This is a genomic window from Corynebacterium sp. HMSC076C10 (assembly GCF_001812455.1).
In the GTDB taxonomy this organism is placed as follows: Bacteria; Actinomycetota; Actinomycetes; order Mycobacteriales; family Mycobacteriaceae; genus Corynebacterium; species Corynebacterium jeikeium_D.
Genome location: NZ_KV809157.1, coordinates 40,054 through 59,479 on the forward strand (window position 1 = coordinate 40,054; position 19,426 = coordinate 59,479).

Sequence of the window (19,426 nt, forward strand, 5' to 3'; positions counted from 1 at the left end):
GCATGTTGGCGGGCGGGCTGTGCTCGTGGTGTAGAAAAAAATTTAAAAAAATAACGACATTGTTATCTGGATCACCTTCGCATTGGCGATAGGTTCTGTTATCTTCAACACAGACGACCTAGAGCGTGGCCTGGTTCACTTTATTGTGAGGCGGCTTGCGAAGTAAGGTCAGATAAACGTTCACCAGTAATCAACCAGTAAGGACGACAGAAAAATGCCGAACATCGTGGTTCTGGTCAAGCAGGTTCCGGACACCTGGTCCGAGCGTAAGCTCACCGATGACAAGTTTGTCCTCGATCGTGAGTCTGCAGACGCAGTTCTCGACGAAATTAATGAGAACGCTGTTGAGGCTGCCCTGCAGCTGAAGGAAGAGCACGGCGGAAACGTTACCGTCGCAACTGTTGGCCCGGATCGTGCCATCGAGGCACTGCGCAAGGCTCTGTCCATGGGTGCAGACGACGCCGTCATTCTTTCGGACGACGCACTTGAAGGTTCCGACGCTGTTCAGACCGCATGGGCTCTGTCCAACGTCATTGACACCCTCGAAGATGTTGACCTCATCGTCACCGGTAACGCCTCCACCGACGGTGGCACCGCTTCCGTCCCGGCTATCCTCGGTGTCTATCGCGACCTCCCGGTTCTGACTCACCTGCGTTCCGTCGCTATCGACGGTGACTCCATCACCGGTGAGCGCGAGGTCGAAGACGGCATCTACAAGCTCAAGGCATCCCTGCCGGCAGTCGTCTCCGTCACTGAGAAGGCTAATAGCCCGCGCTTCGCATCCTTCAAGGGCATCATGGCCGCTAAGAAGAAGCCGGTCACCGAGCTGACTCTGGACGATGTTGCTGCTGAGGCAGAGCAGGTTGGTCTCGAAAACGCTGCTACCGGTGTCACTGGCTCCACTCCGAAGCCGGCTAAGACCGCTGGTGAGCGCATTAACGATGAGGGAGACGGCGGCGCCAAGCTGGCCGAGTACCTCAAGGCCCAGAAGTTCATCTAAGGCGCTTGACGCGAATAGAAGACAAATAGAGATACAAGTAGGAGAAAGATCACTATGACCGACGTCCTCGTTCTCGTCGAGCACGCAAATGGCGAGCTGAAGAACACCACCGCTGAACTGCTGACCGCTGCTTCCGCATTCGGCACCCCGGCCGCAGTTGTCGTGGGTACCCCGGGTACCGCTGCTAGCTTCGCAGACACCCTGGCCTCCTACGGCGCTGGCGAGATTCTCGCTGCTGAGTCCGACGATGCCGACAAGTACCTGATCACCCCTGAGGTTGACGTTCTCGTCGGCCTGGCCTCCGAGCGTGAGGTTCCGGTGCTGGTTTCCGCTTCCGCAACCGGCAAGGAAATCGCTGGCCGCGTCGCTGCGCTGACCGGTTCCGGTCTGCTGTCCGACGTTGTTGCTATCAACGATGACGCTTCCGTTAAGTACTCCATCTTCGGTGGCGAGTACATCGTTGACGGTGTCGGCTACGGCGCATCCCCGGTCTACGCTCTGCGTCCGGGCTCCGTTGACCCGGAGGAGAAGTCCGGTTCCGCTGACGTTACCGAGATTGCATTCCCAGAGATCGGCAACAACGCTGTCGAGATCGTTTCCTTCGCACCGGCTGAGGGCGGCGACCGTCCGGAGCTGACCGAGGCTAAGCTGGTTGTTTCCGGTGGCCGCGGTGTCGCATCCGAGGATGGCTTCAAGAACGTTGTTGAGCCGCTGGCAGACGTTCTCGGCGCAGCTGTTGGTGCTTCCCGTGCTGCTGTTGACGCTGGCTACTACCCGGGTCAGTTCCAGGTTGGCCAGACCGGTAAGACCGTTTCCCCGGACCTCTACGTTGCTCTGGGTATTTCCGGTGCTATCCAGCACAAGGCAGGTATGCAGACCTCCAAGACCATCGTTGTGGTCAACAAGGACGAAGAGGCTCCGCTGTTCGAGATTGCTGACTTCGGTGTCGTCGGTGACCTGTTCGACGTTGTTCCGCAGGCTATCGAGAACCTGAAGTAATACGCACTTGCCTGAAGTCTGCTAGTTGCGTAAGGCTGCTGGTCGAGAGTCAACTCGGCTAGCAACTACCCGCTCGGGGTGGGCACAGATTTCCTGTCTGTTCCCGCCCCGAGCATTTTTTTGGTCCTACTCATCTGTTCGTGCAGATAGTGAGATTTAACTATGGCGGATAGTGAGCATAAGGCGCACGCAGCGTTATACTGCCTGCATGCTTAATGACCACATCGTTGCCGCTCCGGACGTGAAGAGTGAAATGAAGTCTGCTGCGAAGACCCGTCACTTTGTGGATCATGCCGCGACTACACCATTGCGCCCAGAAGCGCGCACGGCAATGGTCGAGAACCTAGGTCTGGCCAACCCCTCGGGGCAGTACGCCACCGCACGCATTGCGAAAAAGGTTCTGGAAGAGTCCCGAGAAGAAATTGCAGAGCTGCTTGGTGCCGATCCCATCGAGGTAGTTTTTACTTCCGGTGGAACTGAGGCCGACAATCTAGCGATTTCAGGCCTGTACTTCAAGGCCTCTGGCTCGGACATTGTGGTTCCACCAATCGAGCACGATGCAGTGTTGAAGACATGCCACCATCTGGAAAAGGAACACTGGGCCAAGATTGTTGAGGCTCCTGTAGGTGCTGATGGTCGCGTTGACATGGTGCAGTTCCCGGAGATGAGTCGGCAGAACACCGCGCTGGTGACGTGCATGTGGGCGAACAATGAGACCGGCACCATCCAGCCGGTGGAGGAGATTGCCAAGCGGGCGAAGGATGCTCGCGTGCCTTTCCATATCGATGCTGTGCAGGCAGCCGGACATCTGCCCATTGATTTCCACGCAAGTGGCGCCACTACAATGGCCATCTCCGCGCACAAGTTCGGCGGTCCCCGTGGGATTGGGGCGCTGCTTGTTCGTCGTGAAGCGAAACTTACCCCGCATAACAACGGCGGCGGGCAGGAACGCGGACTGCGTTCGGGCACGCAGGACGTGGCGTCGGCGGCGGGCATGGCGGCAGGACTGCGCGCGGCGGTGGACACGATGGCGGCGGACAATGAGCGAATCCGCGGTCTGACGCAGCAGCTCATCAGGGCAATCATGCACATCGACGGTGCGATTATCCACACCAGCGAGCTCGCTTTGCCGGGGCATGTCTACGCCAGCTTCCCGGGCGCGGAGGCCGATAGTTTGATCATGCTGTTCGATGCGGCGGGAATTGACTGTTCTACGGGATCGGCATGTAGCGCGGGCGTTAATCGTCCCTCGCACGTGCTGATGGCGATGGGCGTTTCGGAGCCGGAAGCGCGGTCGTCGATTCGTTTTACGCTGGGGTACACCTCGACGCAGGCGGATGTCGACGCCGTCATTTCGGCGCTGCCGGAAACGGTCGAGCGGGCGCGGCGTGCTGGCATGGCTTAGTTTTTGCCCCGTGGTGGTACGGTGACACGTGCACAAAATCTAGAGGGGAAAGGTTGCAACGCAATGCGAGTTCTTGCAGCAATGAGCGGTGGTGTGGATTCTTCCGTGGCTGCGGCGCGTGCATTGGCCGCAGGTCACGAGGTCGTCGGCGTGCACTTGGCGCTGTCGAAAGATCCGCAGTCCGTTCGCGCCGGATCCCGCGGCTGCTGTTCGCTAGAGGACTCCGGCGATGCCCGCCGCGTCTGCGATGAGCTGGGCATTCCCTTCTACGTCTGGGATTTCTCCGAGCGCTTCAAGGAAGAGGTCATGGATGACTTCTACGACTCCTACGAGCGCGGCGAGACGCCGAACCCATGCCTGCGCTGCAATGAACGCATCAAGTTCGCCGCTCTACTAGAGCGCGGCATCGCGCTCGGCTTCGACGCTGTGGTCACGGGGCACTACGCTTTGCTTGGCGACGACGGCCTGTTGCGCCGCGGCCGCGATGCGAAGAAGGACCAGTCCTATGTCCTGGGCGTGCTGGATCGCGAGCAGCTGCAGCGCTCGATGTTCCCGGTAGGAAACACCGAGAAGCCAGAGATTCGTGAAGAAGCCCGCGGGATGGGACTAGGCACTGCCAACAAGCCGGACTCTTACGACATCTGCTTCATCCCGGATGGCAATACCAAGGCGTTCCTGGGCGCGAAGATTGGCCGTCGCCCGGGCACCATTGTGGATAAGGAAACTGGCGACACCGTCGCTGAGCACGACGGTGTCTACGGTTTCACCATTGGTCAGCGCAAGGGGATTGGCCTGGCGGGGCCGATGCCGGATGGCAAGCCGCGCTATGTCACCGGCATTGATGCAGAGACCGGCACGGTGACAATCGGCACGGCTGCGGACTTGAATGTCAACGTGCTCGAGGCCGACCGTGCCATCTGGCTGGCCAACCCGGATGAGGTACTCGCTGCCTCGGAGGCCGGCAAGCTGCAGGTGCAGGTGCGTGCGCACGGTCGCCCCATCGACTGCCGCATTGAAGTGCTGGCAGGACCTGACGATGACATCACCGGACGCGGTGGCGCCTTCCGGCTGCACCTGAGCGATCCGCTTCGTGGTGTCGCTTCTGGTCAGGCCGCTGTTTTGTACCACACTGACACTGCGGGCGACTACGTGCTGGGCTCCGGCACGATTGTCTCGACCGCCCGTGAAGAGGACTTGTCGTGACCTCCTTTGTCGGCCTTGGCCCGATGCCGGGCCGCAATCCACGCGAGGCGGCAGAGATTGTCATTGGCGAATGCCTGGAAGGTCACCTCACGCTACCGACGTTGCCCGCCCGGGGGTTCGGCGCCGATGCCGTCGGTCGCACGGCCGCCCTCATGGCTGACCTCGTCGTCGACAGGGGAGCGCGCTCCTGGAAAGTCGCCGACCGTCGTGGTCGCGCGAGTGCCTTGGCCACTGATTATCTCCACCGTGACATCGACGCGTGCGAGGAAGCGTGGGGACGCACCCCGCAGAAGATTCGCCTGACCGCTCTCGGCCCATGGACGATGGCGGCTTCGGTGGAAAATGCCGCAGGCCATCTCATCGCCGTTGACCGCGGCGCCGTGAAGCACTTCGCGCAGTCGCTAGCCGCGGGATTGGCTTCCCACATCACCGATGTCCGTCGGCGTTTCGACAGCGACATCGAGGTACTTCTGGCAGAACCCGCACTCGGCGCAGTCGTACAGGGCAAAATCAAGGCCCCGTCCATGCTGATGGGCAACGCGGGCTATCTCCCCGCCCAGGGGCACCGCGAAATCGCGGAGATCTTCCGCGAGGTCACGGGGCCGCTGCGTGACGACGAAATCGAAGTGACCATCGCGCTGTCGAGCCCCGATGGCCTGGCTGTTCAGGCCTTGGCGGATTCCGGTGCGGCCGGAGTGTGGCTACCTCGCAAAGAACTGACCACCACGCAGCAACTGGATTTTGTGGCTGCCGTGGTCGGTGCCGATATGTCCCTGGAGCTGGGTATTGTGCCAGTGACGGTCACGGAGCGAGAAGAGCACACGGGCGTCCCGGTGGCGACACCGGCTCGAGCACTCGCTGAGCAAGCAGCGCTGTTCTGGGATGAGCTGGGCTATTCGCGCCTACAGATTGCTGAGAGCCTGAATCTGGCGCCGATGGGCGGCTTTGCTGCCAGCTCCAATGAAGAAGCACAGGCGCAACTCGGCGCAGGCCGCAATGCCACGGAGCTTCTTCGTCGGGCAGCCGGTGACTTGGCTCACGACGAATAGTGACCTTATTCCACCAGCGTATTGAGGTAGTCGGCGAAGTAGGGAAGTGTGAATTCCACGTATCCCGTCGACGCTGAAACAATCAACTCGCGGTAAATCAGGTCATGGCGAAGCTGTGAGATGCCAGAGAGTTTGCGTCCCATGGTCTCTGCGATGGCGCTCGTGGCCACGGGCTTTCCATTGGGGGAGAGGCGCGCCATCGCTTTGAGAAAATCAATCTGGCGAGGTGGCACTTTCCGCAGGCTGGGCGCATGAACTTGCAGCCCGATGCGGCGGATGGATTCCGCTGTGGCATCCGAGGCATGCTGAGCGGTAATGGTGTCCGAGTGGGCCAACCTGGCCTTAGCCCAAGCGACTGAGCCAATGGTCTGTATGAGATACGGGTAGCCGTGGCTGAGTTCAGCGGCCAGCTCGACGGCATCCTCGGTCATCGCGCGTTCGCCGAGTTCTGCAGTTCTGCGAATGATGTCCTTGGTGGTCTCCACGTCCAATCGGCCCAGAGTCACGCGTTCGGCACGGCGTAAGAATGTTGCGCCCTCTAGCTGGAGCAAGTCTTCGATACCGCTGGGCAGCCCGGCTGCGACAAAGGCAATCTCCGCATCGTCGCGATTTAGGTCCTGGATTGCATGGGCAATTTCGTTGAGCTGTGCGGGGGCTGCACTTTGCACCTCGTCGAGAGTGAGCAAGATGCCGGATCCCTGTGGCATGAGGAGAGCCGAGAGATCCTGAAGTTGGCTGAGCAGATTCCTGCCGGGCTCGGGCTGAGAAGTGCTGACTTCCGTCTTAAACCCGCCAATGCCGGCGATGGACAGGCCGGTGAGGTGACGGCCCTTGCCCGTCGGTGCACTGTCAATGGCACTGAAAGCGCGCGGAATGGTGACATCGGTGAGCTCAGAAATCATTTCAGAGCCGATGTGAGCACGCAGCACAATCCATCCCAGTTGCTTTGCTGCGGCTTCAAACTCGTTGAGAAGTACCGTCTTGCCGATTCCGCGGGTACCGGAAATTAGCGCGGTTCGCCAGGGATTACCGGGGCCTTCCGCCAGAGCCAGCTCAAACGAGTCCAGCTCGACATCGCGCCCACCGATGATGGCCGGGGATCGGCCGAATGTGGGGTGGAAAGGATTGCGTGGGATGGAGATGGCCTTGTCGCTGCGAGTGGTCACGCATCAATCATAGCAATGGATAATCCACATCGACTTGGATAACTTGGATACACCGCCGGATTTTGGATATTCGGTTTCCGTTGGATAATCACAAAACTCTGGATATTGGGAGAGCCGGGGAGGGTGAGGGGGCCGCTGCTCAGTCCATCGGCCACCCGAAGGTGAAGTCCGACGTATCCTTACCCTTTTCGGTCAGGTACTGCTGCAGGTTCTTCTTGTACTGGTAGTACGCGACGGCCTGCAGCTCCATTAGCTCTTCTCCCGATTTTTCGGTTAGCTCCCGGTAGTGGCGCGCCATCACCCATGCGATACGCGCGGCAGCCAGGGCATCTTCGGTGGCATCATGTGCTCCGTCCAGGCGCACCTGATAATGGCGGGAGACATCAGTCAATGTGCGTTTTTCACGACGTTCCGGATCAAAGTAGTGGTCCAGCACAAAGGGATCGACCACGAGCCCGTCAACGGTAAAACTGGAATCCTGCGAGCGCAGTACCGTCAGATCATAAGCCGCGTTATAGGCCACTACGGTCAGACCATCGCGCCAGGCAGCTCGAAGGCCGGCAATGGTATCCGCTAGCACTTCATCGTGCGGGCGCCCCTCCGCGCGAGCTTTTTCAGTGGTGATGCCATGCACATCAGACGCAGCTTGCGGAATTTCGACACCGGGATTAGCGAGCATGATGGTGGAATCTTTGCCCTGCTCAGTCAGTCGGACCAGTGCGGAAGTGACAATCTTGCAGGTGCGAGGATCCGTGCCGGTAGTCTCCAGATCAAACGCGAGCATGCGTCGCGGATCGAAATTATGCATGTCTCAACTGTAGCGGAGAGTGCGGATTCGCTGAGGGGCAGGAACAAGGTCAAGAGAATTTCCGTGTCCCCCGGCGCATCCGGGCAATGACATAGAATGAGCGACGTGACTTCCTCGACCGATGAGAACTCCGACCTGTCAACCTCCGATTTGTCTTCGTTTTCCAGCGCCCCCGCCTCCGAGCCAGCGCCGGCGGACGTCCGGGAGAAGTGGCAAGATCTAGCAACTCGCATCCGCGAGAACGCTGCGCTGTACTACACCGCGCAGCCGGTTATCTCCGATGCTGAGTATGACGAGATGTTCCGTCAACTGCAGCGGTTAGAGGAGCAGTGGCCCGATCTGGTGGTGCCGGACAGCCCCACGCAGCAGGTCGGTGCGCAGGTCGACACGCCTGCCGACGGGGAAGTGTTCGAGCCCGTTGAGCACCTCGAACGCCTCTACAGCTTGGACAATGTTTTCGATGAGCAGGAGTTGCGCGGCTGGCTGGCCCGCACCCCGGCCAGCGCGTATCTGACCGAGCTGAAAATCGATGGCCTGTCTATCGACCTGGTCTATGAGAAGGGCCGCCTTGTCCGGGCGGCCACCCGCGGAGACGGCCGCGTGGGGGAGAACGTCACCGCCAATGCGCGCACTATCGAAGATATTCCGCATGAAATCAGTGGCGAGAACATTCCCGACGTGCTCGAGGTGCGTGGTGAGGTCTTTATCTCGTTGGAAGAGTTCGAACGCATCAATGCTGATCGCGTCGACGCAGGCCAGAAGCCGTTTGCCAACCCCCGTAACGCCGCCGCCGGTTCCCTGCGACAGAAGGATGTTGCAGAAGTGGCGAAGCGTCGCTTGTCCATGATTTGTCATGGAATTGGTCATATCGAGGGCTGGCGTCCACAGTCTCAGCACGAGGCCTATCGTGCCTTGGACGAGTGGGGTTTCCACGTGTCGCCGTATACAAAGCAGGTTCATTCCGCGGATGACGTCGTCAAGCAGATGCAGTACTGGGGCGAGCACCGTCACGATGCCATCCACGAGATGGACGGGCTTGTGGTCAAGGTTGACTCCCTTTCCGAGCAGCGCGCGCTGGGCGCGACCTCACGGGCGCCGCGCTGGGCGATTGCCTACAAGTATCCGCCAGAAGAGGTCACCACGGACCTGCTGGACATTCGAGTCTCCATCGGCCGAACTGGTCGTGCGACGCCATATGCCGTGATGAAGCCGGTCTTCGTGGCCGGGTCAACTGTCGAGATGGCGACGCTACACAACCCTTCCGAGGTGCACCGAAAGGGTGTGCTCATCGGGGACCGTGTGACCATCCGCAAGGCCGGTGACGTGATTCCAGAGGTACTCGGCCCCGTGGCCGATCTCCGAGATGGTAGCGAGCGAAAGTACATTTACCCGACTCTCTGCCCCGAGTGCGGTACTCGTTTGGCTCCGGCAAAGGACAGCGATGCCGATTGGCGTTGCCCCAATACCCGCTACTGCCCAGGTCAGCTGCGGCGTCGAATTGAATTCCTCGCCTCCCGCTCCGGGTTCGATATCGAAAACCTGGGGGAGAGGGGCGCTGCCGATTTGATTCATCGCGGCGTGCTTGCCGACGAGTCCCGCCTCTTCGACCTCACCGAGGAAGATTTGCTCGGCACTGAGGTCTACACTACGGCTTCGCGGAAAACCCTGAACGCCAATGGTAAGAAACTGTTGGCCAACATCGAGGCAGCTAAGGATAAAGAGCTGTGGCGCGTATTGGTCAGCCTGTCCATTCGTCATGTGGGTCCAACAGTGGCGCGGACCTTGGCACAGAAGTTCGGCTCGATGGAGGCGCTGCGCGCTGCGAGCCGCGAGGAGATTTCGGCCATCGATGGCATTGGCGAGATCATCGGCGATTCCGTGGCTGACTGGTTCGAGGTGGACTGGCACCGCGAGGTTGTCGAGCGCTGGGAAGCTGCCGGTGTGCGTATGGCCGATGAGGTCGCCGATCGTCCAGATCAGGTGCTAGAGGGATTGACCGTGGTAGTCACCGGCTCTTTGGAGGACTTCACTCGCGACAGCGCGAAGGAAGCCATTATCTCCCGTGGCGGTAAGGCCGCAGGGTCGGTGTCGAAGAAGACCGACTACGTGGTGGTTGGCGAAAACGCCGGTTCCAAGGCCACAAAGGCCGAGGAACTGGGCTTGCCCATCCTCGACGAGGATGGGTTCAAGCGGTTGCTGGAAACTGGTCAGGCCTAGCTGGGGCTTGGCCCAGCCAGGATTTGGCCCAGCCGGGGCCTAAATCTTGGTCTCTTCCAGCTTCCAGACCTCATTGGCGTAATCGCGGATGGTGCGGTCGGAGGAGAAGCGGCCCGAACGGATGATGTTCAGGAAGCACTTCTTGGCCCATGCCAGCTCGTCGCGGTAGTCTTCCGCCATGCGGTCGCGGGTCTCGCGGTAGTCAGCGAAGTCGCCGAGGACGTAGTAAACATCGGCCGGCTCGTACCCGTTGGACTCCAGCAGCGAGAAGTGCAGGTCGTGGAACATTCCGCTGCCACCGTCAGCAAAAGTGCCGTCGACAAGCGAATCGACCGCGCGTTTGAGGCCCGGCACCGTTTCGTAAGTGCCACGCGGGCTGTAGGTGCGGCGCAGCTCCGGCAGTTCCTCTTCCAGCGCACCGAAGATGTAGGCGTTTTCTTCGCCGGCGGCGTCGACGATTTCGACGTTTGCGCCGTCCATGGTGCCCAGCGTCAGTGCGCCGTTCATCATGAACTTCATGTTCGAGGTACCCGAAGCCTCCTTACCGGCAGTGGAAATCTGCTCGGAGATGTCGGTGGCCGGGATGATGTGCTCTGCCGGGGTGACGTTGTAATTCTCAACGAAGGCGACCTGCAGGCGGCCGTCCATGTCCGGATCGTTGTTGACCTTGTCCGCGATAGCATTGATGAACTTAATGATGGCCTTCGCGCGAACGTAGCCTGGGGCGGCTTTGGCACCGAAGATGAATACGCGCGGTGGCACGTCCAGCGTTGGGTCTTCCTTGATGCGGTAGTAGAGATCCAGGATGTAGAGCGCGTTGAGAAGCTGGCGCTTGTACTCGTGCAGACGCTTAATCTGGGTATCGAAGATGGCGTCCGGGTTCACCGAAATACCCTGGCGGTGCTCCAGCCAGGTGGCGAAGTCCTTCTTGTTCTCGTGCTTGATCTCGAGAATCTCACGCAACACGGCCTCGTCGTCAGCAAACTTTTCGAGCTCAGCGAGCTTGTCCAGGTCAGTGACCCAGGCGTCCGAACCCGACAGGCGAGTCAGCAGTGCCGACAGGCGCGGGTTGCACTGGTTGAGCCAGCGGCGCGGGGTGACTCCGTTGGTCTTGTTGTTGAAGCGCTCCGGCCAGATATCGTGCCAGTCCTTCAACGTTTCGCGCTTAATGATCTCCGTGTGCAGAGCAGCAACACCGTTGATGGAGTACGCGGCGTAGCAGGCGATCCACGCCATGTGGATGCGACCGTGAGAAATCGGCGCCATGTAGTCAATCTTGCCCTGGTCGAAGCCGCGCTCCGCCAGGTCTTCGCGGAAGCGGCGGTCAATCTCGCGGGTGATCTCCAGAACGCGGCCGAAGAGACGGTCAAAAATGGAGTATTCCCAGGTCTCCAACGCTTCTGCCAGAACGGTGTGGTTGGTGTAGGCGAAGGTGTTGGACACGACGTTCCAGGCGTCGTCCCAGCTCATATCGTGCTCATCCAGGAGCAGACGCATCAGCTCTGGGATAGCGAGCACCGGGTGGGTGTCATTGAGCTGAATGGAGTTGTACTTGTGGAAATCGCGCAGGTCCTCGCCGTGATTCTCGATGTAAGAATCGATCATCGTCTGCAGCGAAGCGGAGACGAAGAAGTACTGCTGGCGGACACGCAGGACCTTGCCGTCATAGGTCGAGTCATTCGGGTAGAGCACGCGGCACAGGTCATGGACGCGTTCACGCTCGACAATGGCGTCGGTGAAGCGCTGCGAGTTGAAGGCGTCATAGTCGAACTCACGCATCGGCTCCGAGTGCCACAGGCGCAGCGTGCCGACGTTATCGGTGCCGTAGCCGGTAATTGGCATGTCATATGGAACAGCGCGCACCACCAAGTCATCAAAGGTGACAATCTTGGACAGTTCCTCGCGACGAATGACGAAGGGGTAGCCCTCTTCCATCCACGGGTCCGGGTGCTCATCCTGGAAGCCATCTTCGAAGGTCTGCTTGAACAGACCGTAGCGGTAGAGGATGCCATAACCGGTCACCGGCAGATTCTGCGTGGCACAGGAATCCAGGAAGCAGGCGGCCAGACGACCCAGGCCACCGTTACCGAGAGCGGCGTCGTGTTCAGCCTCGAGCACGTCTGTCAGATTCTTGCCGTACTTTTTCACGGCAGCAGAGGCCTCATCCACCAGACCTGCATTGAGCAGGTTATTCAGCAGGGCGCGACCCATGAGGAACTCGGCGGAGAAGTAGTGCTGCTGGCGGGTAGCAGCGTATGCCTCCGTGGTGCGCTGCCAGTTGTCCGCTAGGTTATCGACAACAACCCGTGACAGACCGGACCAGAATTCCATCTCAGTGGACGACTGGGGGACACGGCCGGACTCGGCACGAATGTGGGATCCGACGAGGTCACTCAAGTTCGACATCAAAGAAGCTCCTTATTGACTGGTATCAGTTCCAGACTTTACCGCTAAGCGTGAATCACTGCGCTCCATAGGGGAGGAGCCTTAGGGTAAGAGCTTCGAGCGGAAGGGGGCTGCCCTCAGAAGAGGGCAGCCCATTAGCCGCTGCTAGTCGATGATTGCGCCGACAATCGTGCCAATCCGGCCCAAGTGCTCAACCTCACTTGGTAGGAAGTCCGGCCCGCCGGGCCGGCCAATAACGAGAACGAGGCCCTTGCCCATCGGAGTGGCGGCAATGGAGGAGTCCATAACTGTCCAGTCCTCCGGCAGCCACGTTTCTTCGTCCGGATCGAGGTTTCGCGGCGAGTCAATCGGGGCTTCCGGCAGAGTCCGGCCGTTATCCTCTGGAGCAGCGGTAGAGGAAGCGCGACGTACCCAGCGGCCATCGCTCTGTTCGCCGAGGACGATAGCCCAGCCGGCAGTCATAGTCTGAGGCAGGCCGTCGACGACATCTCCGAGGGCACGATCCAAGTTCTTCGTGTGCTGTGAGAACTTGGCCAGCAGTGCAATCTGTCCGCGGCGGTCAACCGAGCCGGAGAAAGGCCTAATTGAATCGACTTCCACTCCGCTAATGGACTGAGCCGCTGTAATCAGTGTGTCTGGTAGCAGGCCCATGGGCAGGTCAACCACGATGTCGTCAACAACAACGCCATTAGCGCCGTAATCTACGACATCGACACTGCGAATATCACCTTCTACTTCGCCCAGGGCAGCCGCGACGTAGCCAAGTGCGCCTGGTTCGTCGGGAAGCTGGATGCGAAGGAGGTAACTCATGGCTGTGTGCACAACCTTTCGAATAATTGATAGTGATGCTTGCGGTGTAACTATAGAAGTAGTGATTTAGGCTACAGGGTAAACCTTTGAAATGTAAGACCCTGCGGACAACTGCTTGGCGACAACGACTACTGTTGGCAAGTACAGCCCGCTCGCGCGGTTCAAAATCAGTTTCAACTAAACTTCTGTGCACTAGCTTCGTACGAAGAAATGAAAGGGGTACTAGCGTGCCAGCTATCTCACGCGATGAGGTCGCCCACCTAGCGCGATTGTCCCGTCTGGCTCTGACTGACGCGGAACTCGACGAGTTCGCCGGTCAGATCGACGGCATTATTAACCATGTCCAGGCCGTTCAAAAGGTGGCTGCGGATGATGTTGAACCGATGAGTCACCCCTCTTCGCTGTCCGGTGTGATGCGCGAGGACGTCGTCAAGCCGACGCTGACTGCGGAGCAGGCGCTGGACCAGGCGCCGTCGCAGGACCGCCAGCGCTTCGAAGTTCCCCAGATTCTCGGCGAGTAGGAGTACGTGGAAGAAATGACTGCAGCTAACCCGAACCTGCATGCCGCTGTTGCTGAGGACCCGATTCTGGGGCTGAGCGCTTTTGAGCTCGCACAGAAGATTCACGCTCGTGAGCTGACCTCGGTAGAGGTCACCCAGGCGTTCCTCGACCGTATCGCGGCAATTGATGAGGACATTCACGCATTCCTGCACGTCGGTGCCGAAGAGGCCCTGGCTGCAGCTCGCAAGGTCGATGAGTCGCTGGATGCTGGCGAGGAGCCGGCCTCCGCACTGGCCGGTGTTCCGCTGGCGCTGAAGGATGTCTTCACTACCACCGATGCGCCGACCACCTGCGCTTCCAAGATGCTCGAGGGCTACATGAGCCCTTACGACGCAACGGTTACTGCCAAGTTGCGTGCAGCTGGCATCCCAATCCTGGGTAAGACCAACATGGATGAGTTCGCGATGGGCTCGTCGACTGAGAACTCCGCTTACGGCCCGACTCACAACCCGTGGGATGTTGAGCGCACCGCAGGCGGTTCCGGTGGTGGCTCTTCCGCGGCGCTGGCCTCCGGTATGGCTCCGCTGGCTATCGGTACTGACACCGGTGGCTCGATTCGTCAGCCAGCAGCTCTGACCGCAACGGTCGGTGTGAAGCCGACCTATGGCACGGTATCCCGCTACGGCCTGGTCGCTTGTGCCTCCTCGTTGGACCAGGGTGGCCCGACCGCGCGTACCGTTCTGGACACCGCGCTGTTGCACGAAATCATTGCTGGCCACGACGAGAACGACTCGACTTCCACGGAGCAGCCGATTGCCGATGTGGTTGCTGCTGCCAAGGAAGGTGCTACCGGTGACCTCACGGGGGTTAAGGTCGGCATCGTCAAGCAGTTTGACCGCACCGAGGGGTACCAGGCCGGTGTACTGGACAGCTTCCACGAGGCCGTCGACAAGCTTAAGGAAGCTGGCGCGGAGGTTGTCGAGGTCGATTGCCCGAACTTCGACCACGCACTGAGCGCGTACTACCTGATTCTGCCGTGTGAGGTCAGCTCCAACCTGGCTCGTTTCGACGGCATGCGTTACGGCCAGCGTGTTGGTGATGACGGTACGCACTCCGCCGATGAGGTCATGGCTATGACCCGTGCCGCTGGTTTCGGCGATGAGGTTAAGCGACGCATCATCATCGGTACCTACGCGCTATCGGTCGGCTACTACGACGCCTACTACATCCAGGCACAGCGTGTCCGTACCTTGATTCAGCAGGACTTCGAGCGGGCCTTCGAACAGGTGGATGTCCTGATCTCGCCGACCACTCCGACCACTGCGTTCAAACTGGGCGAGAAGGTTGACGACCCGCTGAGCATGTACATGTTCGACCTGTGTACTCTGCCGCTCAACCTGGCCGGCATGTGTGGCATGTCCGTGCCGTCGGGCCTGGCTGAAGACACCGGCCTGCCGGTGGGCCTGCAGATTATGGCTCCGCGCCACGGTGATGATCGTCTGTACAAGGTCGGCGCGGCCTACGAAAAGGTTCGTGGCCCGATTGCATAAAAGCGCTCAATAAGCGTTAGTCGGTTTTCTTCAACCGTCGTTTTCTCACCGAAGTGGGAGAGCGGCGGTTGTTGTCGTGCCGGGGGAAATTTCATACATGCGCAGGAACGCAAACATGAAGAGGGTCAGAATTAAAAACCCGCCGCGGTTTATGCCGTGGATTTATGGGCTGGTCATTGTCATAGCCATTGCCATCAGTCTGGTCGCTGCGGTGGTCTTCGGCTCGGCGGATATCACCTGGTCCACCACGACACAGGTCATTTCGCAACACCTCTTCGGCACTGAGCTCGATGAGTCTGTGCCCGCCAGTTCGGACACCATCATCTGGAATCTCCGCGCTCCCCGGGGAATTCTCGCAGCGATTGTAGGGGCGGGGCTAGCTGTCTCCGGTGTGGCTATGCAGACATTGGTCCGTAACCCGTTGGCAGACCCGTATCTGCTAGGTATTTCCGCGGGTGCCGGCGCCGGTGCGACCGCGGTGATCATCTTTGGTGCTTTCTCCGGTAGCCCCATCGCGCCGCTGACATTCGGCGCACTCCTCGGTGCAGTCATGGCCACCCTCGCAGTCGGCGCCTTCGCCACGGCCGGGGGAGGACTAACCCCGCTGCGTTTGGTGCTCTCTGGCGTTGTGCTCTCCGCTGCGTTTTCCGCGCTGAGTAGCTTCATGGTCTTCGCTGGGCCAGACCCGAGGGCCGCGCAGTCCGTGATGTTTTGGATGCTGGGCTCGGTTGCCGGTGCGACATGGATGAAGACACTCTTCCCGCTCATCGTCCTCATCGCAGTACTGTTGTTTTTCCTGTTCAAGGCCCGTCATCTCGATGCGCTGGCAACTGGTGAGAGCACCGCAGCGGCCGTAGGTATTGACGTTTCTCGGCTACGCACGCAGGTATTTGTGCTCCAGGCTGTCCTCGTCGGCACGCTCGTGGCGGTATCGGGCGGTATCGGGTTTGTCGGCCTGGTGATTCCGCACTTGACCCGCATCTTGGTAGGTGCCACGCACCGCGTTGTCCTACCGGTTGCTGCACTCATGGGTGGGCTGTTTCTCATCTGGGTGGACATCATCGCGCGCGTAGTGGGCGGAAGCCAGGAAATGCCGCTCGGCGTGGTCACGGGACTGGTTGGCGCACCGCTCTTCCTCTACCTCATGAGCCGCTCGCACTACAGCTACGGAGGTGCCGAATAAATGAGCGCCCCACAAAAATCTGTCCTCTCCGCGAAAGATGTGCGCTGTGACATCGCCGGACGCACCATCGTCAGTGGAGTCAACCTCAGCTTCGGCGCGGAGCCCATGACCGCCATCATCGGTGTTAACGGCGCGGGCAAATCCACGTTGCTGCGTGCGCTCGGCGGAATCACGAAACCGGCCGCGGGCGAGGTCAAGATTAACGGCACATCGATGAGTTCAATCACCTCGAAGCACCGCGCTCGTGATCTCGCTTTCGTCGCACAAAACGAGGTCCCACCCGCCGAAATGCGCGTGCGCGACTTTGTCTCCCTCGGTCGGTTGCCCTACCAGCGACTTTTGGGTGGCAACACTGCCGAGGACAACTCCCACGTCGACCGTGCGCTGGCGCTCGTAGGTCTGGAAACAGTCGCGCAACGCCTGTGTGGGCAGCTCTCGGGCGGGCAACGTCGTCGCGTATGTTTGGCGCGCGCCATCGCCCAGGACTCGCCGATTATGCTTCTCGACGAGCCCACCAACCACCTCGACGTGCGCCATCAACAATCCGTCCTCCGGCTGGCCCGCTCCAGCGGAGCGTGTGTCATTGCCGCCATCCACGACTTGGACCTGGTGATGAACCACTTCGACCGCGTCATCGTGGTCGCGGACGGCGGTATCGCGGCCGACGGCATCCCCGTAGACGTGCTGACCCGCGACTTCGTCGCCAAAATCTTTCAGGTTGAATCCTGTCAGCTCAATTCCCCCTCTGGCCGCCGTCATCTCGCAATCGATAGCGAGCTGGATGCTGCCACCATCAACTAGGAGTACTCCCTTGAATAACGCACATGCTTTCCGACGTCCCCTGCGTGCCTCAGCAGCTGGTATCGCAGTGGCTGCACTGGTATTCGGAGCCGCCGCCTGTGGCTCTGATGAGGGAACGCAGGCTTCGTCGTCAGGCCTTACCCTCACCAACTGCGGTGAAGAAGTCAGCTACCCGGGTGTAGCTAAAAAGCTGCTCATCAACGACGGTAATATCGCCTCGCTGGCGCTAGCTGTGGGGGCCGCGGATGAGATCACTGCAGTGAGCTCTATGGCCTCGCACCTGCCGGTGTTGACCGCAGCTTACGGCGATGAAATTGCGCAGAAGCCAGAAGTTGCGAAGGAATACCCGAATCTGGAGCAGGTTATTGCGGCCGAGCCGGATCTGATGCTGGCGGGCTGGGGCTATGGATTTAGCGAGGATAAGGGTATTACCCCGGAATCGCTTTCCGAGCACGGTATCGGTGCCTACACCCTGACGGAATCTTGCCGCACTGGTGACGCAGCCTCGGCGGGCAAGGAAGGCAGTGGCGACCCGGGGCACACTCGTGGTCTGGTGGACCCGTGGGAAGCTGTCAAAATCGATTTGAAGAACATCGCTACTTTGACCGGACACGACGGTGAGGGCGACAAGGTTATTGCAGATATTGATAACCGTCTGCAAGCCCTGGATGCCGCGCCGAAGGGCGACAAGAAGCCGGTGGGCTTCCTCTTTGACTCTGCCGGCGACGCACCGTTTACCTCGGGTTCCTTTGGCGCACCGCAGGGCATCCTGGAAAAGGCCGGCGCGACGAATGCAGCCGAGTCTATTAAGGACACCTGGACCACGATGTCCTGGGAACATGTCGCGGAAACGGAACCCGACTTCATTGCGCTGGTGGACTACCCAGGTCAGACCTTCGAAGAGAAGATCAAGGTTTTGCGCACGAATCCGGCAACGAAGGATCTAGAGGCGGTCAAGGAAAATCGCTTTATTAACCTGCCGATTGCATTGTGGACGGAGTCTCCGCTGAATATCGATGCCGCCGAGTACGTGCGCAAGGCACTCGAAGAATATGGTCTTCTGCCGGCGTCGGAGGTGACGACGAAGATGGAGCTGCCATCCGAGCTGCCGGGGCAAGAGTACCTGCAGAAGTAGTTTTGACCAAGGCTGTCAAGCACGATCTGACTAACGCGACTAAGGTGGGCATCATGCGAATTGCGACCCTTACCTCCGGTGGAGATTGTCCCGGTCTGAATGCCGTTATCCGTGCAATTGTCCGTACCAGCTCGAGTGAGTACGGCTCAACCGTTGTCGGCTTTGAGGACGGTTGGATTGGTCTTATGGAAGACCGTAGGGTTCAGCTTTACGACGACGAGCGGATTGACCGCATGCTGCTGCGTGGCGGCACGATGCTGGGCACCGGCCGTGTGCACCCGGACATTCTCATGTCCAACCTCGACCGCATCAAGGAGAATCTCTCTGATGCGGGCATCGATGCCCTGATTCCAATCGGTGGCGAAGGCACGCTGAAGGCCGGCAAGTGGCTTTCGGACAATGGGGTGCCGGTCGTCGGTGTTCCGAAGACCATTGATAATGACGTCAACGGTACGGACTACACCTTCGGTTTCGACACTGCAGTGGCCGTTGCCACCGACGCGGTTGACCGTTTGCACACCACCGCGGAATCCCACCAGCGCGTCATGATTGTTGAGGTCATGGGCCGACACGTGGGCTGGATTGCATTGCATGCGGGTATGGCCGGTGGTGCTCACCACATTGTCATTCCGGAAAAGCCATTCGACATCAATGAGATTGTGAAGTCGATGGAACGCCGTTTCCAGATGGGCGAGAAGTACGGCATCATCGTCGTCGCCGAGGGCGCCACCCCGAAGCCGGGCACCATGGATTACGAAGAGGGCGGTGTCGACCAGTTCGGCCACCAAACCTTCAACGGCATTGGTCAGGTTATTGGTGCGGAGATTAAGAAGCGCACCGGGTACGACGTGCGCACCACGGTGCTTGGCCACATTCAGCGTGGCGGTACGCCTACTGCGTACGACCGCGTACTGGCTACCCGCTACGGTATCCACGCGACCCGTGCGGTCCACGAGGGCGATTTCGGCAAGATTGTTGCTCTCCACGGCGAGGACATTCAGCGTATCGACATCGATGATGCGGTCTCAGAGTTGAAGGTTGTACCTGAGGGGCGTTACCGCGCAGCTGCTGCGCTGTTTGGCTAAATGCGTTGGTTAAGCACGCTTTGCTAAACATTTCGGCACATCTTCATAACGAAATAGGCGTACGGCCCGGGTTGGTGTTTCAATCACCAGCCCGGGCAGTATGTTTTA

The 19,426-nt window shown here is 59.7% G+C and carries 16 protein-coding genes; 12 read left to right on the forward strand and 4 right to left on the reverse strand.

The window, feature by feature from the left end:
• Positions 1–214 precede the first annotated feature (214 nt).
• From HMPREF2857_RS09210 to HMPREF2857_RS09230, 5 genes are all read left to right on the forward strand, one after another.
• A complete protein-coding gene (locus HMPREF2857_RS09210; protein WP_070643867.1) occupies positions 215–1,000 on the forward strand; it encodes an electron transfer flavoprotein subunit beta/FixA family protein in 786 nt (261 codons plus the stop codon).
• 54 nt (positions 1,001–1,054) lie between these two features.
• Positions 1,055–1,999 (forward strand): electron transfer flavoprotein subunit alpha/FixB family protein, encoded by a 945-nt coding sequence (locus HMPREF2857_RS09215; protein WP_070549672.1) that lies wholly within the window; start codon positions 1,055–1,057, stop codon positions 1,997–1,999.
• A gap of 253 nt (positions 2,000–2,252) precedes the next feature.
• Positions 2,253–3,404 carry a cysteine desulfurase family protein gene (locus HMPREF2857_RS09220; protein WP_070644043.1) on the forward strand — a complete coding sequence of 384 codons (1,152 nt, stop codon included), beginning with the start codon at positions 2,253–2,255 and terminating at the stop codon, positions 3,402–3,404.
• 63 nt (positions 3,405–3,467) lie between these two features.
• On the forward strand, positions 3,468–4,607 hold the full coding sequence (mnmA, locus tag HMPREF2857_RS09225; protein WP_070643870.1) for a tRNA 2-thiouridine(34) synthase MnmA: 1,140 nt from the start codon (positions 3,468–3,470) through the stop codon (positions 4,605–4,607).
• A complete protein-coding gene (locus tag HMPREF2857_RS09230; protein ID WP_070643873.1) occupies positions 4,604–5,656 on the forward strand; it encodes a uroporphyrinogen decarboxylase/cobalamine-independent methonine synthase family protein in 1,053 nt (350 codons plus the stop codon). Before mnmA ends, HMPREF2857_RS09230 begins: the two co-directional genes overlap by 4 nt.
• Positions 5,657–5,661: 5 nt before the next feature.
• Here HMPREF2857_RS09230 and HMPREF2857_RS09235 read toward each other — a convergent pair whose 3' ends face one another.
• The gene (locus HMPREF2857_RS09235; RefSeq protein ID WP_070643875.1) at positions 5,662–6,822 is read right to left on the reverse strand and encodes an ATP-binding protein; all 1,161 of its coding nucleotides are present in this window, start codon (positions 6,820–6,822) and stop codon (positions 5,662–5,664) included.
• 139 nt (positions 6,823–6,961) lie between these two features.
• Complete coding sequence (locus tag HMPREF2857_RS09240) at positions 6,962–7,630, reverse strand: 3'-5' exonuclease (protein WP_070643878.1); 669 nt, start codon at positions 7,628–7,630, stop codon at positions 6,962–6,964.
• Positions 7,631–7,726: 96 nt separating this feature from the next.
• On the opposite strand from HMPREF2857_RS09240, the gene ligA reads away from it, so the two are divergent.
• Positions 7,727–9,847, forward strand: a complete 2,121-nt coding sequence (gene ligA / locus HMPREF2857_RS09245; protein ID WP_141752753.1) for an NAD-dependent DNA ligase LigA — start codon at positions 7,727–7,729, stop codon at positions 9,845–9,847.
• A 39-nt stretch (positions 9,848–9,886) separates the two neighbouring features.
• Here ligA and HMPREF2857_RS09250 read toward each other — a convergent pair whose 3' ends face one another.
• Both HMPREF2857_RS09250 and HMPREF2857_RS09255 read right to left on the reverse strand, forming a co-directional pair.
• Positions 9,887–12,253, reverse strand: a complete 2,367-nt coding sequence (locus HMPREF2857_RS09250; RefSeq protein ID WP_070643881.1) for a glycogen/starch/alpha-glucan phosphorylase — start codon at positions 12,251–12,253, stop codon at positions 9,887–9,889.
• A 144-nt stretch (positions 12,254–12,397) separates the two neighbouring features.
• Positions 12,398–13,063 carry an ACT domain-containing protein gene (locus tag HMPREF2857_RS09255; RefSeq protein WP_048735304.1) on the reverse strand — a complete coding sequence of 222 codons (666 nt, stop codon included), beginning with the start codon at positions 13,061–13,063 and terminating at the stop codon, positions 12,398–12,400.
• A 227-nt stretch (positions 13,064–13,290) separates the two neighbouring features.
• On the opposite strand from HMPREF2857_RS09255, the gene gatC reads away from it, so the two are divergent.
• The 6 genes from gatC to HMPREF2857_RS09285 all read left to right on the forward strand — a co-directional run bounded on the left by gatC (position 13,291) and on the right by HMPREF2857_RS09285 (position 19,318).
• Positions 13,291–13,584, forward strand: a complete 294-nt coding sequence (gatC, locus tag HMPREF2857_RS09260) for an Asp-tRNA(Asn)/Glu-tRNA(Gln) amidotransferase subunit GatC (protein ID WP_005509328.1) — start codon at positions 13,291–13,293, stop codon at positions 13,582–13,584.
• A gap of 15 nt (positions 13,585–13,599) precedes the next feature.
• Positions 13,600–15,114: an Asp-tRNA(Asn)/Glu-tRNA(Gln) amidotransferase subunit GatA gene (gene gatA / locus HMPREF2857_RS09265; protein ID WP_016422480.1), complete on the forward strand. Its 1,515-nt coding sequence runs from the start codon at positions 13,600–13,602 to the stop codon at positions 15,112–15,114.
• Between the two features lie 115 nt (positions 15,115–15,229).
• The gene (locus HMPREF2857_RS09270; RefSeq protein WP_083310548.1) at positions 15,230–16,297 is read left to right on the forward strand and encodes a FecCD family ABC transporter permease; all 1,068 of its coding nucleotides are present in this window, start codon (positions 15,230–15,232) and stop codon (positions 16,295–16,297) included.
• Complete coding sequence (locus tag HMPREF2857_RS09275; protein WP_070643886.1) at positions 16,298–17,098, forward strand: ABC transporter ATP-binding protein; 801 nt, start codon at positions 16,298–16,300, stop codon at positions 17,096–17,098.
• A 10-nt stretch (positions 17,099–17,108) separates the two neighbouring features.
• Positions 17,109–18,233 (forward strand): ABC transporter substrate-binding protein, encoded by a 1,125-nt coding sequence (locus tag HMPREF2857_RS09280; RefSeq protein WP_070603750.1) that lies wholly within the window; start codon positions 17,109–17,111, stop codon positions 18,231–18,233.
• Positions 18,234–18,286: 53 nt separating this feature from the next.
• A complete protein-coding gene (locus HMPREF2857_RS09285; protein WP_042389253.1) occupies positions 18,287–19,318 on the forward strand; it encodes an ATP-dependent 6-phosphofructokinase in 1,032 nt (343 codons plus the stop codon).
• Positions 19,319–19,426: the final 108 nt, after the last annotated feature.